General features: G+C 63.6%; 12 protein-coding genes. 4 read left to right on the top strand and 8 right to left on the bottom strand.

Annotated features, from left to right (window positions below):
* The 3 genes from BSG08_RS05345 to BSG08_RS05335 are packed head-to-tail and all read right to left on the bottom strand — an operon-like array spanning position 1 to position 2,273.
* Positions 1–927 (bottom strand): flavin reductase family protein, encoded by a 927-nt coding sequence (locus tag BSG08_RS05345; RefSeq protein ID WP_093033163.1) that lies wholly within the window; start codon positions 925–927, stop codon positions 1–3.
* Positions 914–1,702 carry an alpha/beta fold hydrolase gene (locus tag BSG08_RS05340; RefSeq protein WP_093033160.1) on the bottom strand — a complete coding sequence of 263 codons (789 nt, stop codon included), beginning with the start codon at positions 1,700–1,702 and terminating at the stop codon, positions 914–916. Before BSG08_RS05340 ends, BSG08_RS05345 begins: the two co-directional genes overlap by 14 nt.
* The gene (locus tag BSG08_RS05335; protein WP_093033157.1) at positions 1,674–2,273 is read right to left on the bottom strand and encodes an amino acid synthesis family protein; all 600 of its coding nucleotides are present in this window, start codon (positions 2,271–2,273) and stop codon (positions 1,674–1,676) included. Before BSG08_RS05335 ends, BSG08_RS05340 begins: the two co-directional genes overlap by 29 nt.
* A 104-nt stretch (positions 2,274–2,377) precedes the next feature.
* Here BSG08_RS05335 and BSG08_RS05330 point away from each other — a divergent pair, with 104 nt between their 5' ends.
* Complete coding sequence (locus tag BSG08_RS05330) at positions 2,378–3,229, top strand: LysR family transcriptional regulator (protein ID WP_093033154.1); 852 nt, start codon at positions 2,378–2,380, stop codon at positions 3,227–3,229.
* A 39-nt stretch (positions 3,230–3,268) separates the two neighbouring features.
* Here BSG08_RS05330 and BSG08_RS05325 read toward each other — a convergent pair whose 3' ends face one another.
* Complete coding sequence (locus tag BSG08_RS05325; protein WP_093033151.1) at positions 3,269–3,928, bottom strand: TetR/AcrR family transcriptional regulator; 660 nt, start codon at positions 3,926–3,928, stop codon at positions 3,269–3,271.
* Between the two features lie 143 nt (positions 3,929–4,071).
* Here BSG08_RS05325 and BSG08_RS05320 point away from each other — a divergent pair, with 143 nt between their 5' ends.
* Together BSG08_RS05320 and BSG08_RS05315 are read left to right on the top strand one after the other, a co-directional pair.
* On the top strand, positions 4,072–5,199 hold the full coding sequence (locus BSG08_RS05320; RefSeq protein WP_093033148.1) for an efflux RND transporter periplasmic adaptor subunit: 1,128 nt from the start codon (positions 4,072–4,074) through the stop codon (positions 5,197–5,199).
* A 20-nt stretch (positions 5,200–5,219) separates the two neighbouring features.
* Positions 5,220–8,324: an efflux RND transporter permease subunit gene (locus BSG08_RS05315; protein ID WP_093033145.1), complete on the top strand. Its 3,105-nt coding sequence runs from the start codon at positions 5,220–5,222 to the stop codon at positions 8,322–8,324.
* Between the two features lie 4 nt (positions 8,325–8,328).
* On the opposite strand, the gene BSG08_RS05310 is transcribed toward BSG08_RS05315, so the two are convergent.
* The 4 genes from BSG08_RS05310 to BSG08_RS05295 form a co-directional block, all read right to left on the bottom strand.
* On the bottom strand, positions 8,329–9,336 hold the full coding sequence (locus tag BSG08_RS05310) for a Hint domain-containing protein (protein WP_093033142.1): 1,008 nt from the start codon (positions 9,334–9,336) through the stop codon (positions 8,329–8,331).
* 105 nt (positions 9,337–9,441) lie between these two features.
* Complete coding sequence (locus BSG08_RS05305; protein ID WP_093033139.1) at positions 9,442–11,391, bottom strand: Hint domain-containing protein; 1,950 nt, start codon at positions 11,389–11,391, stop codon at positions 9,442–9,444.
* Positions 11,392–11,684: 293 nt separating this feature from the next.
* The gene (gene pncB / locus BSG08_RS05300; protein WP_093033136.1) at positions 11,685–12,977 is read right to left on the bottom strand and encodes a nicotinate phosphoribosyltransferase; all 1,293 of its coding nucleotides are present in this window, start codon (positions 12,975–12,977) and stop codon (positions 11,685–11,687) included.
* Between the two features lie 69 nt (positions 12,978–13,046).
* A complete protein-coding gene (locus tag BSG08_RS05295) occupies positions 13,047–13,925 on the bottom strand; it encodes a LysR family transcriptional regulator (RefSeq protein ID WP_093033133.1) in 879 nt (292 codons plus the stop codon).
* A 96-nt stretch (positions 13,926–14,021) separates the two neighbouring features.
* Here BSG08_RS05295 and cuyA point away from each other — a divergent pair, with 96 nt between their 5' ends.
* Complete coding sequence (gene cuyA / locus BSG08_RS05290; protein WP_093033130.1) at positions 14,022–15,038, top strand: D-cysteate sulfo-lyase; 1,017 nt, start codon at positions 14,022–14,024, stop codon at positions 15,036–15,038.
* Positions 15,039–15,096: the final 58 nt, after the last annotated feature.

Genomic DNA, 15,096 nt, shown 5'->3' with positions numbered 1-15,096 from the left:
TCAACTCCCCTGATGTTGAAAGTCGTGAACCTCGCCGCTGCGCTCGTCCCCGAGATAGAGACCAAAGCGGCGATGCCGGGTTTCCCTTGCATAGCGGGCCATCATCGTGGCGATGGCGGCGCTCGTGTAGGTTTGTACGACAAGCTGATCCGCGCGGAACCGGCGAAATGCTCCCGCCCCGTGATCCAGCGCGCCGCCGGCTAGGAAATAAGCATAATCCGCCCCAGTCCGGCCATCATCGAAGATCGAATAGACCCGGTCGGGGCATACCGTCAGCCCCCGCCCGGCAAGCTTGGCGACCAGCGCCTCACGCAGCCCGACGCGGCCCGGAACCTCAACCTGTGGCGGTCGCAGCCCGTCAGGCGTCTGTTCCAGAATCACATCGCCGTCGCATTCAACGATTGCGCCCGCGATCCGTACTGTCCCCGGCCCGGTCACCGCCACCTGTTCCAGCCCGCGGCTGAAATATCGCCCCTCGGCATAGCCAAGACCACGGCCGCCATTGTCCGACATCCGCGCGACCTCGCCGATCAGAATGGAATGATCTCCCGCCAGAATGACCTGTGCCGTGCGGCAGGAAAACTGCGCCACCGCGCCGCGTATCACCGGAACCCCGTGACAATCGTCCCGGTACGCCACCCGTGCAAACCGGTCGCCCTTGAAACCGGCAAAGGTGTTGGACACATCTTCCTGCCCTTCGGCCAGGACACTGACCGCGAAATGCCGACAGGTTTCAAAGACACCGTGGCTCGACAGAAACCGGCCCGGACAAACCAGCAGCATCGGCGGATCAAGTGAAACCGAACTGAAGGAATTGGCGGTAAAACCAACCGGCGCGCCATCTTCGGCCCGTGCGGTCACCACCGTGACGCCGGTCATGAAACGCCCGAATGCCTTGCGCAGATCAATCGGATCAATCGTCGTCATTCTGGCACTCCTTCACGAACCGCAAGAGCCTCTCGGACACCCCGGCGGAATGGGTCATCGGCATCATATGTGCGGCATCCGAAACGACCTCGACCCGCCCCCGCGGGGCCAGTGCGGCCATCGCCTCGGACATGGCGGGGGTCGAATTTGGCTCCTGCCCGCCCGTCATGAACAGCGCCGGACACCGCAGCCCCCGCAGCGTCGCGTCGGAAGGGCCATCCTCGCGGGCGAACACGCCATAGGCCGCGCGATAGCCTGCCGCATCGACACCTTCCAGCCAGGTTCGGCAGATCCGCCGCGCCTCGGTATCGGCCGCGCCGAACCAGCGCCGCAGGGTCGGCTCGGGATCGGGCCGCACCGCGCCGGACAGATATTCGGCACGGGCCTGCACGGCGGTTTTCGCCTCTGGGCCACGGCGGAAGATCGCGTTCAGCGCGGCCACGCCCCGCACCCTGCCCGGAACCGTCCGCGCCAGATCCAGCGCGATCATCGCTCCCATCGAGTGACCGATCACCACGGCGGGGTGGTTCAGCGCCCGCGCCAGCCTTGCGGTATAGTCCTCCAGCGCCGCCTCTGCGCCCAGCCTGCTTTTGCCATGGCCGGGCAAATCGGCGGCAATCACACGGAAATAGCGGGACAGCGCGTCGATCTGCGGCGCCCATGCCTCTGCCCGCAACCCGACCCCGTGGATCAAGAGCACGAGTGCGCCGGATCCGGCGACGATCCCCGAAAGACCGTCACCAAGATCAAACCGCGGCCGGGTTGTCCAGGTCATGCCCCAGATCCTTCAGATCCTGATATCGGTCGCCGATCCGTTGATGCGGTCGCCCGCCCGCCGCGCCGCCCAGCGCCACCACGATCTCGTCATCGCGCGGTGCATCGGGGATCGCGAACTGAATGGTCAGGTAATGCGATCGCCGCCCGGCATCGTTCTTGTCCATCAGCGGAATCATGATCGGTGCATTCGCCCCACCGCGAGTGTTGGTGAATGCCAGATAGGATTTTGCCCCGACCGCCTCGCGGTAGTGATTGCCAAAGCGCAGCGTGTGGATCAGACCCGAGGCATGTTCGATCTCGCCGTTCAGCCCGACGACCGCCGCCTTGCCATAGGCCTCGATCGCCTCGCCACTTCCGGCCAGTGCGATCATCCGTTCGGTCAGCAACTTACCCAGCACCGGGCCATAGGCGTGTATCTCGGGCTTGAGATCCTCGATGTAACGCCCCGCCCAGGGATTTCTGACGACAGCCGCAGCCGCGAACATGCGCCACGGCGCAGCAGTGGGTCGAAACCCCTCGATACGGATCTCTTCATCATAAACTGCAATCTTGCGGATTTCGGGCTGCATTCTTGTCCTCCTGTTCGCCCTTCAGGGGCTAAACAAGCGCTGCCGCTTTGACAAATTAAAGAAAAAGGGGCTAGTGCATTAGGAAATGTAATGACTGGTGCGCCATGGCCCGTTCACTACCCCCCGTAAAATGGTTCCGGGCCTTCGAGGTCGCGGCCCGGCACCTCAGCTTTACCCGGGCCGCTGACGAGATCGGACTGACGCAATCGGCCGTGAGCCAACAGATCAAGTCGCTGGAAACCCGGCTTGGCGCCGCGCTCTTCCTGCGCAGCCCGAGCGGGCTCGCGCTCACCGACGCCGGGCGCAAACTCCTGCCGCAGGTGGGCGCTGCACTGGAACTGTTGCAGGCGTCCACGCTGGCCTTTGACGCGGCGCCCGACGAGGCGATGCTGACGATCGCGACCTCGGTCAGTGTCGCTCAATGGGTCATCGCGCCCAGGCTGCCAGAGTTTCAGGCCCTCCATCCCGATCTGCGCCTGCGGCTTGTCAGCGCCATCTGGCCGGACGATTTCATCTCGGCCGTCGCCGATGTCGAGATACGCTTCGGTTCGGAAAGGCAGGTCGGCCTGCATGCCCTCCCCCTCCGACCCAGCGATCTGATTGCGCTGAAATCGCCCGCGCTGTCCGGGTCCCTGCAGACCCTTCCCCTGATCGAAGCCGTCGGCACTTCGGTCGGCTGGGATGCCTTTGGCGCGGCGCATGGGCTGACCGGGTTGCAGCCCGTGCTGTTCGTCGACTCCTACGGCATGGCCCTGAACCTCGCAGCAAACGGTGCCGGTGTGGCGCTTGTCAGCGCGCTTCTGGGGCGTGATGCGGTAGAGCGGAGCTTGCTTATCCCGGCGCATCCCGGCAGCATCGCCGCCCGTGAAGGATACTACATCGCGATCCGCGAACAGGTCCCCGCCGCAAGACAGTTCAGCGACTGGCTTAACAGACACCTTGCCCGGCAAAGATGAGCCGGAACGCTTCCGGCGCCACGATGGGGTGCGTCGGGTTTATCGGCACACGGCCACCCCGTTGAGAAACACCTCGATGGCAAGACGGCGACGGCGGGCGAATCCTTCCGGTGTCGCCAGCCGTTCCGGATCGAGCAGTGATTCCATGGGCCATGGCCGCAACATGTCGAGCAGCAGGGCGGCGGCAGCCTCGGTGTCCGCCATGACGACCTCTTCGCGCGCGACGCCGCGCTCCAGTTCCCCGACAACGATGCGCAGGTCGCGCCGCATGAGCTTGTCCACCAGATCATGCCCGATCTCCGGCGCAGAGGGCACCTGCGCAATGAACGCACGCAGGATTTCCAGTGGCAAACCATAGCCCTGATGCCGTGGTCTGCGCGAAAACAGACCGTCGAGCCGCTCGGCGATCGGCAGGGCGGCGTCAGCGGCGGACAGTGGACGGATGAACTGATCGGCGACCGTGTCCAGATAGCCGCGCAGCAGCGCCGTGCGGCTGGGAAAGATGTCATAGAGCGTTCGCTTGGACATGCCGGCGCGCCGCGCGATCGCCTGCATCGTCGCCCTGTCCATTCCCTCCTCGGCATGAACCGATTCGAGTGCCGCAAAGATCGCCGCGCGCCGCGCCTCGGGTGAGCGCGTAACAGGCCGTCCGCGCCTGATATTGTCGCAGGCATCGGAATTTTGCATGTTATCCCGCATGGACCAATCTTGATTTCGCACGGTTGCTGTGCGCTGCTACAAGAACGCTTGCCATTTTCGAGCGTGTCATATTTACAAAACCCGTTCGTTTTATAATTCAGCGGACGCATCCGTGCCAATCCTTTATCGTGAAAGGGCTTTTGATGACTTATTTTCCAGGGTTCATCTTCTCGCTTGCGGCCTGTGTCTGTTTCTTGCCGGGCATCGCCGGGGCGCAACAGGGGCAAGAGCCCGTTCCCGTGACCGTCGTGACACTGGAGCCCGAAGACGTGACCCTGACCTCGCTCCTCCCGGGTCGCGTGGCCGCCTCGGCCGAGGCCGAGGTACGCCCGCAGGTCAACGGCATCATCACCGAGCGCCTGTTTGACGAAGGCGCGGACGTGGCCGAGGGTGACCCGCTCTTTCAGATCGACGTGGCCACCTATGAGGCCACCGTCCGGCAGGCTCGCGCCAGCGTCGCGCAGGCCCAGGCACAACTCAGCGCTGCCGAGCGCGAGGCACGACGGCTGGAAGAGTTGCAGTCGCGCAATGTGGCCAGCGAACAGGCATTGGACGAGGCGACATCGGCCCGTGATTCAGCGGCGGCAGGGCTCGAACTGGCCGAAGCACAGCTCAACTCAGCCGAGATCGAGTTGTCGCGCACCACGATTCGGGCGCGGCTCTCGGGCCGCATTGGTCTCTCGCAGACCTCGCAGGGCGCGCTCGTGACCGCCAGTCAGGCACAACCATTGGCGGTGATCCGCAACATCGACCCGGTCTATGTCGATGTCACCCAATCTGCCGCCGACCTTCTGCGCTGGCGGCGGGGCGAGACAGAGCGCGAACTGGAGGGCGCGGATGCTACGGTGCGGCTCAAACTCGCGGACGGCACGGATTACAGCGAGACCGGACACCTCAAAGCTGCAGAACCCAATGTCGATCCGCAGACCGGCGTGGTGACCCTTCGCATGGAATTCGACAACCCTGATCTGCTGCTCCTGCCAGGCATGTATGTGCAGGTGGAACTGCCCGTCGAGGTGGCCGAGGCAGTCTATCTCGTACCGCAAGAGGGGGTGATCCGCGACCGTCGCGGGCGGCCCCTGGCCTGGGTGGTCAACGGCGAGGATGTGATCGAGGAACGCACGCTCAGTATCCTTCAGGATCGGGAAAATGCCTGGGTTGTGGATGACGGACTTGAACCCGGTGACAGGATCGTCGTGGCCGGGTTTCAGAAAACCGCCCCGGGCGCCACGGTCAAACCCGAAGAACGCAGCCCCGGCGCACAACAATAACCGGGCAGAGGATATACCGCATGGCACGTTTCTTCATCGACCGCCCGGTTTTTGCCTGGGTCATCTCGATTCTCATCATGGGAATCGGCGCACTGGCAATCCAGATCCTTCCCGTCGCGCAATACCCGCAGATCGCGCCGCCCTCGGTCACGGTTTCGGCCAGCTATCCGGGGGCCTCTGCCGATACGGTCGCCAATACGGTGACACAGGTGATCGAACAGCAGATGACCGGGCTCGACGGCCTGCGCTATTTCTCGTCACGCTCGACCTCGGCGGGCAGCGCCGAGGTCACGCTGACCTTCGAGACCGGCACTGATGCCGATATCGCGCAGGTGCAGGTGCAGAACAAGCTGGGTCAGGCCACGCCCCTCCTACCCGAGATCGTGCAGCGACAGGGCATCACGGTGGAAAAATCCTCTGCCGGGTTCCTGATGGTCGTCGGCATGATCTCGACCGATGGCAGCCTCGACCAAGTGGATCTGTCAGATTACATGGTCACCAATCTTGTGGATGAGCTGAGCCGGATCGAAGGTGTCGGTTCGGTCAGCGTCTTCGGCGCGCAATATGCCATGCGCATCTGGCTTGACCCGTCCAAGCTGGCGGCGTTCGGCCTTGCGCCTTCGGATGTGGTGGCCGCCGTTTCGGCGCAGAACGCGCAGATCTCTGCCGGTGCCTTTGGCGCCCGCCCCGCCGTCGACGGCCAGCAGCTCAACGCCACGATCACCGCGCAATCGCTGCTCCGCACCCCCGAGGATTTCCGCCAGATCGTGCTGCGCGCCGAAACCGATGGGGGTCTGGTGCTGCTCGATGACGTGGCGCGGGTCGAGATCGGGGCGGAGAACTATGCCACCACGGCGCGGTTCAACACCGATCCGGCGGCGGGCATGGCGATCACGCTGGCCCCCGGCGCCAACGCGCTCGACACCGCCCGCGCGGTCAAGGACCGCATGGCGGAATTCGCCCGCTTCTTCCCTGACGGCGTAGATTACGTGATCCCCTATGACACCACGCCTTTTGTCGAAATCTCGATCAAGGAAGTGGTCAAGACGCTGTTCGAGGCAATTGGCCTCGTGTTTCTCGTGATGTTCCTGTTTCTACAAAACCTGCGCGCCACGCTCATTCCCACGCTTGCCGTGCCGATCGTGCTTCTGGGCACGTTCGGCGTGCTGGCGGCAGCCGGGTTCTCGATCAACACGCTGACGATGCTGGCGATGGTGCTGGCCATCGGCTTGCTGGTGGATGACGCCATCGTCGTGGTGGAAAACGTCGAACGGATCATGGAGGAAGAGGGCCTGCCGCCGCGCGAAGCGACGCATAAATCCATGGGCCAGATCACCGGCGCGCTGGTTGGTATCGCCATGGTGCTCTCGGCAGTGTTCGTGCCGATGGCATTCTTTCCCGGCTCTACCGGCGTGATCTATCAGCAGTTCGCGATCACCATCGTCTCGGCCATGGCGCTGTCGGTGGTGGTGGCGATCACGCTGACGCCCGCGCTCTGCGCCTCGCTGCTCAGGGCCAAGGACCACGAGGCGGTGCGGGGACCGTTCGCCTGGTTCAACAAAGGCTTCAACGGGCTGACCAACGGCTACAGCGGCACGGTGCGCTGGTCGGTGCGCCGACCCGTGCGGGTATTCGTGATCTACCTGGCATTGGCGGTCGGCATGGCGCTGATGTTCCTGCGCACGCCAACCGGGTTCCTGCCCGAAGAGGATCAGGGCATCCTCTTTACCCTCATCCAGACGCCCACCGGCTCCAGTGCCGAACGAACGCTGGAGGTCGTCAAACAGGTCGAGGATTACTACCTCAATCAGGAAACCGAGGTGGTGAATTCCATGTTTGGCGTCGTCGGCTTCAGCTTTTCGGGCAATGGTCAGAACATGGGCCTGGCCTTTGTCCAGCTCAAGGATTGGGATGAACGCAAGGCACCGGACCAGAGCGTGCAGGCGTTGGCGGGCCGTGCCTTTGGTGCCTTCAGCCAGATCCGCGATGCGATGGTATTCCCGGTCGTGCCGCCTTCGGTTATTGAACTGGGCAACGTCTCTGGTTTCGATTTCTACCTTCAGGCGCGCGGCGGGCAGAGCCATGCCGATCTGATGGCGGCCCGCAATCAACTTCTGGGCATGGCGGCGCAAAGCCCGCTCATTGCATCCGCCCGCCCCAACGGGCTTGAGGATGCGGCACAGTTCAACCTCGATATCGACTGGCGCAAGGCCGGGGCGATGGGGCTGACGCCCACCGATGTGGGGCAACTGCTCCAGGTCGCCTGGGCAGGCACCTATGTGAACGATTTTCTCGATCAGGGCCGGATCAAGCGCGTCTATGTCCAGGGCGAGGCCGAGGCGCGGGCAACCCCGTCGGATATCGAGAAATGGCGGGTGCGCAATGCCAGCGGCGGGCTGGTGCCGTTCTCGAATTTTTCCGAAGGTAGCTGGAATTACGGCGCGCAGGGCCTTTATCGCTACAACGGCATCCCCTCGGTGCAGTTGCAGGGCTCACCCGCAGCGGACGTCTCGACCGGCGAGGCGATGGCCGAGATGGAGCGGCTGGTGGCACAGCTTGGTCCCGATTACGAACTGGCCTGGACCGGTCTCTCGCTCGAGGAGCGCGAATCCGGCAATCAGGCGCCATTGCTTTATGCACTTTCGCTCGCCGCCGTGTTTCTGTCGCTCGCTGCCCTTTACGAGAGCTGGTCGATTCCCTTTGCCGTCATGCTGGCCATGCCCATCGGCATTGTCGGCGCGCTCACTGGCGCATGGCTGGGCGGATTCGAGAACGGCGTGTTCTTTCAGGTGGGCCTGCTGACGGTGATCGGCCTCACCGGCAAGAACGCGATCCTGATCGTGGAATTCGCCCGCGAACGGCACGTCGCGGGCGAGCGCGTCATCGACGCCGTGGCCGAAGCCGCCCGCCAGCGTTTCCGTCCGATCATCATGACCTCGATGGCCTTTTCCCTGGGTGTGCTACCACTGGTGCTCAGTTCCGGCGCTGGCTCCGGCGGACGCAACGCCATCGGTTCGGGCGTGCTCAGCGGAACGATCTCGGGTACGGTGCTCGGGGTAGTCTTTGTGCCGCTCTTCTTCGTGATCGTGACGCGCGTGTTCCGACGAGTCGTCAGCAAGCAGTGAGACCCTATCCCGCCTTCAGCACGGGGCGACGGTTGCGACCGTGGCGTTCGACCAGCTTCTTCTGCTGACGGCCCAATGGTATCGGGCGGGCCGGACTGGGAACGTATTCCGCCTCGGCGATCCGGGGAAAGAGCGCGCGGATCTCGGCGCGCGCGGCGGCGCCGACGTTGCGCAGCGCCTCGGGGCCGGTCAGCAGGCTCTCGCTTGGCGCGCCTTCGGCAAAGATCACCTCGTGATCGTCCAGCAGGACGTGGAAATACTCCACCTCCGTCACGCTCCTGTCGATGAAAACCCCCGGCAGTCCGATCAGCTTGATCGCCGGGATCAGCACCTCGGCGGTGCCGAACATCCGCTCCGCGATGCGTGAGCTGACCAGCATCCGGTGCTGCGGCGAGACCTTCAGGTCGCGCAGCGGCAGACCGTTGCCCAGCGCTCCCGCCAGAATATACACCGGGCGGATCGCGGGACGCAGTTGCAGGTCAATCGCATCGCAGGTGGTGTGACAGACCAGCCGCACGGGCTGAAACCCGTGGTCGAGGGTACGCAGCATGTCGCCCACCGCCAGCCGCTCCACCGGCACCGGGCCATTTTCGGTCTCGATCAGCGTGCCGCGAGTGAAGCAGACGGGGCTTTCCAGAATCTGTGCGCCGCTCGCACCGGAAACATTGCTGACCGTGACAATTGTGGCCTGACCCGGATCCCGGGTCATCCCGACCGGCCGGTTCAGGATAACCATGTAGTTGACGCCATTCGCCCGAAAGAAGGCAACCCCGACGGTGAATGACTGGTTCGGCCCTGAAAAGGCAAAGGTCGCCGTGCCGCTCCCCCGATATGTCACCGCGCGGCCATTGAACATGGCGGCGCCGTTATCCGCCGTTTCCAGAAACCCGTCATTATCTCTGAGCGTTCCGGTCTGGGGCGGGTCAAATACATTCCGGGGGTTGGCGGTGGACCAGCTGCCAGTCACGTTGGCACGGCTCACCCTGAACACCGTAATCTGACCTTCAACCATTACTGTATCCTTTAATCACCTGACGCTCCGGGCGTCAGGTATATCAAGTATTCGATCAGTCGGATTTGTCCTGCATGGCCGCCGACAGCGCGTGCCCTACCCCACCTATAGCACGGGGCGACGGTTGCGGCTGTGGCGTTCGACCAGCTTTTTCTGCTGACGGCCCAGTGGGACCGGGCGGGCCGGAATGGGGGCGTATTCCGCCTCGGCAATCTGTGGAAAGAGCGCGCGGATTTCTTCACGCGCCGCGGCGCCGACCGCCCGCAACGCCTGTGGGCCGGTCAGCAGGCTCTCGCTTGGCGCGCCTTCGGCGAAGATCACCTGATGCTCGTCGAGGAGGACGTGGAAATACTCGACCTCCGTCACGCTCTCGTCAATGAAAACCCCCGGCAGCGCGGTCAGCCTGATCGCCGGGATCAGCACCTCGGTGGTGCCGAACATCCGCTCCGCGATGCGTGAGCTGACCAGCATCCGGTGCTGCGGCGAGACCAGCAGATCGCGCTGCGGCAGCCCGTTGCCCAGCGCCCCCGCCGTGATCCGCACCGGGCGGATCGCGGGGCGCAGCCGCAGGTCGATGCTGTCGCAGGCGGTGCGGCAGACCAGCCGCACGGGTCGGAACCCGTGATCGAGGGTGCGCAGCATATCCCCCGCCGCCAGCCGCTCCACCGGAACCGGGCCACTTGCAGTCTCGATCAGGGTGCCGCGGGTGAAGCAGACGGGCTCGCCCAGCGCGTTGAAGCGGTTGATGAAGATGTCACGTCGCTGACCGTCCAGGGTGCCCCCCTCCCAGACCACTAGGTAGCCGCCGCCGGGCAGCGGGATGATGTCCGGCCTCGTGTCTACCACGGCGCCAAAGGCCGCCAGGCGGTTTTCGGCGACCAGCGTGCCGTCGGCATCGTATTGCCGCGTGAAGATGTCGAAACCCTCTCCATCATCCGTATCTCCCTGCCAGACAACCACGTAACCGCCGTCAACCAGCGCCGCAATCTGCGCACGCTGATCATTGAAGCTATCAGGATCACCCGGCACACCCTGCAGCCGTTCGCTGACGACCACATTTCCGGCGGCATCGAACTGCCGCAGGTAGATGTCGTTCCTGATCGGACCCGTCTGGTTCGAATCCCTGCCCTCCCAGACCACGGCATAGCCGCCATCGGCCAGTGCGGTGATCTTCGGTGCGGTATCCGTGAAATTCCCCGGCTGCCCCTGCAAAGTGGTGCGGGACAGCTGATTACCGGCGGCATCGAACCGCTGCAGGAACACGTCATTGGACTGACTGGTCGTCTGCCCCTGCCAGGCCACGACATAGCCGCCATCGGCCAGAACCGCGATCTGCGACTGGGTATCCACAAAATTTCCGGACTCTCCCCGCAACATGGTATTGGTAATCTGGTTTCCGGCGGCGTCGAACTGCCGCACCATGATGTCGCCGCCTTGATTGAGCGATCCCGTGCCACCGGTCCAGATCACCACATAGCCGCCATCGGGCAGCGCGGTGATCTGCGGGCTGTTATCAGGCACGTTCCCAAGCCCGGTGTTCAGACGGGTGTTGGCGGCGTTCACTGGGTTTCCGTCGGCATCGAACTGCCGTATGAATATCTCGCTGCCCGCGCCACTCGTGCCGCTGCCGGACCATGTTATGACATAGCCGCCATCGGCGAGCGTCGTGATCTGCGGCGTGACGTCGTTCTGGTTGCCCCCCACGCCCTGCATGCGGAAGTCGGAAACCTGATTGCCCGCGGCGTCAAACTGCTGCACGAAGATGTCGACGCCCTGGTTGTCCGCGGTCGCGCCCTGCCAGGTCACGACATAGCCGCCATCGGGCAGCGCGGTGACCTGGGGAACGGTATCGTCGAGCGCGCCGGTCGCCCCTTGCAGGGTCTGCATGGGCGCGACTTCCTTGCCGAAGGCGTCGAAGTGCTGGACGAACACGTCCCAGCCCTGATCGGGCGTCTGCCCCTGCCAGACCACGACATATCCGCCATCGGGCAGAACGGTGATCTGCGGCTCCAGATCCTCGAAGAAACCCGTCACCCCGGAAAGCCTGATCAGCATCTCGTCATCCTTTACCCTGCCTCAGCGAAGAACGCCGACCCCGACCGAATTCCCCGATCGTAAATTTTAGTAGGCCCGCCAACCAAAGCGATCCAGCATAACCATTTCACTTTTGCGTGAATTGGGGACAGGAGGGGGCGCTGCCTTCTTCATTCCCGCAAGGAACAGGCCGGGCAAAAGCCGTAGGGTTCAGCGCCTGAACCGTACGGAAATGCAGCAGTCGCCGCATCGGGAGGATGCACCGCAAGCGTGGCGAAAGACCCCTGTTTGTGCGGGGCTAACGGGTGAGGGGATCAGACCACCACCTCAACTTCCTCCTGCTCGCCCACCCCGAAAACCCGTTTATACCGGGCGATTTCGTCTCTCGGCCCCATTGCCTTGCGGGGATTGTCCGAGAGTTTGACAGTAGGCCGGCCATTGGCCGCCACGGCCTTGCAAACAAGGGAAAACGGCGCCAGGGCATCATCCGGCGTCAATCCCCTGAAATCATTGGTCAGCAACGTGCCCCAACCAAATGAGGTACGAACACGGCCCGAAAAGCGCTTATGTAGCGAGACGATGCGATCCACGTCCAACCCGTCGGAAAAGATCACCATCTTCTGCCGGGGATCCTCGCCACGCGATGTCCACCAGTCGATCGCAATCTCCGCCCCCTCCTCAGGCAGGCCCGAGTCGATGCGGATGCCGGTCCAGCCCGCCAGCCAGTCGGGGGCGTTCTCGAGAAATCCCTTGGTGCCATAAGTGTCTGGCAGGATGATGCGCAGGTTGCCATCATGTTCCTCGTGCCAGTCCGAGAGCACGTCATAGGGGGCGCGGGCGAGGGCCTCGTCATTTTCGGCCAGAGCGGCGTAGACCATGGGCAGTTCATGGGCGTTAGTGCCGATGGCCTCGAGATCGCGGTTCTTGGCGATCAGGCAGTTCGAGGTGCCGACAAACCGGTCGCCCAGACCCTCGCGCATGGCCTGCACGCACCAGTCCTGCCAGAGAAAGGAATGGCGGCGACGGGTGCCGAAATCGGCGATCCGCAGGGCGCCGATGGGGCGCAGGCGTTCGACCTTTTCCCAGAGTTTCGTCATGGCGCGGGCATAGAGCACCTGAAGCTCGAATTTCTTCATGCTGCCCAACGCGGCGCGGGCGCGCAATTCCATCAGAACGGCGAGGGCGGGGATTTCCCACATCATCACCTCGGGCCATTTTCCCTCGAATGTCAGCTCATACTGGCCATCGCGCGTTTCGAGATGATAGGGCGGCAGGCGCAGGGCCTCGAACCATTCCATGAATTCCGGGGTGAACATCTGGCGCTTGCCGTAGAACATGTTGCCGCGCAGCCAGGTGCTCTCGCCGCGTGACAGCGAGAGGGTTCGGATATGGTCGAGCTGTTCGCGCAATTCGCCCTCGTCGATCAGGTCGGCGATGCGGATGGATCTACTGCGGTTGATGAGCGAAAAGGTGACCGTCGTGTCGGGGCGTTTGCGAAACACCGACTGGCACATCAGCAGCTTGTAGAAATCGGTGTCGATGAGTGAGCGGACGATCGGATCCATCTTCCAGCGGTGATTGTAGACACGGGTGGCGATATCGACCATGGCGCGGCCTCCGGCAAGGGCATCGAAGCGGTTAAATCAAAGGGGAACCGGGCGCGCAAGGCGGAAGGCTCAGCCGGGCCGGGCGAGCGCCGCGACCAGCCGCGACCAGTCATGCGCCCAGCTGTCATCAGCGCGATCCGAGAGGCGGATCATCCACAGATCCATATCAAGACCGGGAAGCGTGGATTCGAGACTGATCAGGCGGGATTCGTCCAGATCGGCACGGACCATCGCCGCAGGCAGCCAGGCCACGCCGATGCCGCGACGGGCATACTCATGCGCTGCGAGGGTCAGCGCGGTTTCGGCGCGGCGGCGCAGGTGACGGGCGGGCGAAATCCGGGGCAGGATCGCGCGCGCCATGACCTGACCTAGAAAGACATCGCCCGGATAGCCTATGTAAGGCAGGTCCGGACCCTGGGCGAGGCGCGAGGTGGCGACGGGGATCAGCCGCTCGCGGCCCAGCGGAACGCGGTCAAAGGCGCGACTGAGGGTGAGCGGCGCAACCTCGGGAGCGGCGTAGACCACCGCGAGATCAGCCTCGCCGGACAGGAGGCGCAGCAGACATTCCTCGCGATTGTCAGATCGCACGCGGACCGCGCGACCGCCCTGCGCGGTCAGGATGCTGACGATGGCGGGCGAATGAGTGGTGGTAATGGCGTGCTGACAGGCCAGCGTCAGGCCGCGCGCTCCGGTGGTCTGGGTCAGACTGTCGCGCAGGTGACGCAGTTGCGTGGCGAGATTGCGCATTTCAGGCAATTGCGTTTCGACCTCAGGCAAGAGGGTGACCGGTTTGCGACGGCGATCAAGAAGCGGGGCGCCAAGCGCATCCTCGATGGCGCGCAGGCGGCGGGTAAAGGCAGATTGGCTGACATGCCGCGCCTCGGCGGCACGCGCGAGGGATCCGCCATCGGACACCGCGAGAATGTCATCCAGCCATTCGAGGCGCATATTGCAATCCTTGCATAATAAATAGCGATAATAGCATTAGACTGTCACATTGTCGCGCCATATCCTGCGTGAAACGCATGTTAAAGGAGGATTCCAATGCACCTGGCCCGCTATCCCCGCCGCTTTCTCGCACATCTGCCTACCCCGCTGGAGCGGCTGGACCGTCTGAGCAAGGAGTTGAACGGCCCCGAAATCTGGATCAAGCGCGACGATTGCACGGGCCTCAGCACCGGCGGCAACAAGACACGCAAGCTGGAATTCCTGATGGCAGAGGCGGAATTGCAGGGCGCAGACCTGGTGATGACCCAGGGCGCCACGCAATCCAACCACGCCCGTCAGACCGCCGCCTTTGCCGCCAAGCTGGGGATGGATTGCCATATCCTGCTGGAAGATCGGACGGGATCGAACAATGCCAATTACAACAACAACGGCAATGTTCTGCTGGATCATCTGCACGGCGCCACGACCGAGAAACGGCCCGGCGGCGGGGACATGAACGCCGAGATGGAAAAGGTGGCCGACAGATTTCGCGCCGAGGGACGCAATGTCTATACCATTCCCGGCGGCGGATCGAACCCCACCGGCGCGCTGGGTTATGTCAACTGTGCCTTTGAAATGCTGGCGCAGTTCAATGACCGCGGACTCAAGGTGGATCACATCGTCCATGCCACCGGCAGCGCAGGCACGCAGGCGGGGCTGATCACTGGGCTGAAGGCGATGAATGCGCAGATCCCGCTGCTGGGCATCGGGGTGCGCGCACCCAAACCCAAGCAGGAAGAGAACGTCTACAACCTTGCCTGCGCCACGGCGGAAAAGCTGGGCTGTGCCGGTGTGGTCCGGCGCGAGGACGTGGTGGCCAATACAGACTATGTCGGCGAAGGCTATGGCATCCCGACCGAGAGCGGCATCGAGGCCATACGGATGTTTGCGGAACTGGAGGCGATTCTGCTTGATCCAGTCTATTCGGCCAAGGGCGCGGCGGGGTTCGTCGACCTGATCCGCAAGGGACATTTCAAGAAGGGCGAGCGCGTCGTGTTCCTGCACACCGGGGGTGCCGTCGCACTCTTTGGTTATGACAGCGCGTTCGATTTCTCGGGGCGCTGGACGGCCTGAACAGCCTCAGTTCCTCAACAAGGCGAAGCCCCGCGGCGATGCGGGGTTTTCCATGCAC

Origin of the sequence: Roseovarius azorensis, assembly GCF_900109455.1 — a bacterium.
Classification (GTDB): Bacteria; Pseudomonadota; Alphaproteobacteria; order Rhodobacterales; family Rhodobacteraceae; genus Roseovarius; species Roseovarius azorensis.
This window is presented reverse-complemented; position numbering and strand designations above follow the sequence as displayed.

Bases quoted from the DNA above. Each gene is read 5' to 3' on its own strand.
- BSG08_RS05345 (WP_093033163.1), bottom strand. From the start codon at position 927: ATGACGACGATTGATCCGATTGATCTGCGCAAGGCATTCGGGCGTTTC.
- BSG08_RS05340 (WP_093033160.1), bottom strand. From the start codon at position 1,702: ATGACCTGGACAACCCGGCCGCGGTTTGATCTTGGTGACGGTCTTTCG.
- BSG08_RS05335 (WP_093033157.1), bottom strand. From the start codon at position 2,273: ATGCAGCCCGAAATCCGCAAGATTGCAGTTTATGATGAAGAGATCCGT.
- BSG08_RS05330 (WP_093033154.1), top strand. From the start codon at position 2,378: ATGGCCCGTTCACTACCCCCCGTAAAATGGTTCCGGGCCTTCGAGGTC.
- BSG08_RS05325 (WP_093033151.1), bottom strand. From the start codon at position 3,928: ATGCGGGATAACATGCAAAATTCCGATGCCTGCGACAATATCAGGCGC.
- BSG08_RS05320 (WP_093033148.1), top strand. From the start codon at position 4,072: ATGACTTATTTTCCAGGGTTCATCTTCTCGCTTGCGGCCTGTGTCTGT.
- BSG08_RS05315 (WP_093033145.1), top strand. From the start codon at position 5,220: ATGGCACGTTTCTTCATCGACCGCCCGGTTTTTGCCTGGGTCATCTCG.
- BSG08_RS05310 (WP_093033142.1), bottom strand. From the start codon at position 9,336: ATGGTTGAAGGTCAGATTACGGTGTTCAGGGTGAGCCGTGCCAACGTG.
- BSG08_RS05305 (WP_093033139.1), bottom strand. From the start codon at position 11,391: ATGCTGATCAGGCTTTCCGGGGTGACGGGTTTCTTCGAGGATCTGGAG.
- pncB (WP_093033136.1), bottom strand. From the start codon at position 12,977: ATGGTCGATATCGCCACCCGTGTCTACAATCACCGCTGGAAGATGGAT.
- BSG08_RS05295 (WP_093033133.1), bottom strand. From the start codon at position 13,925: ATGCGCCTCGAATGGCTGGATGACATTCTCGCGGTGTCCGATGGCGGA.
- cuyA (WP_093033130.1), top strand. From the start codon at position 14,022: ATGCACCTGGCCCGCTATCCCCGCCGCTTTCTCGCACATCTGCCTACC.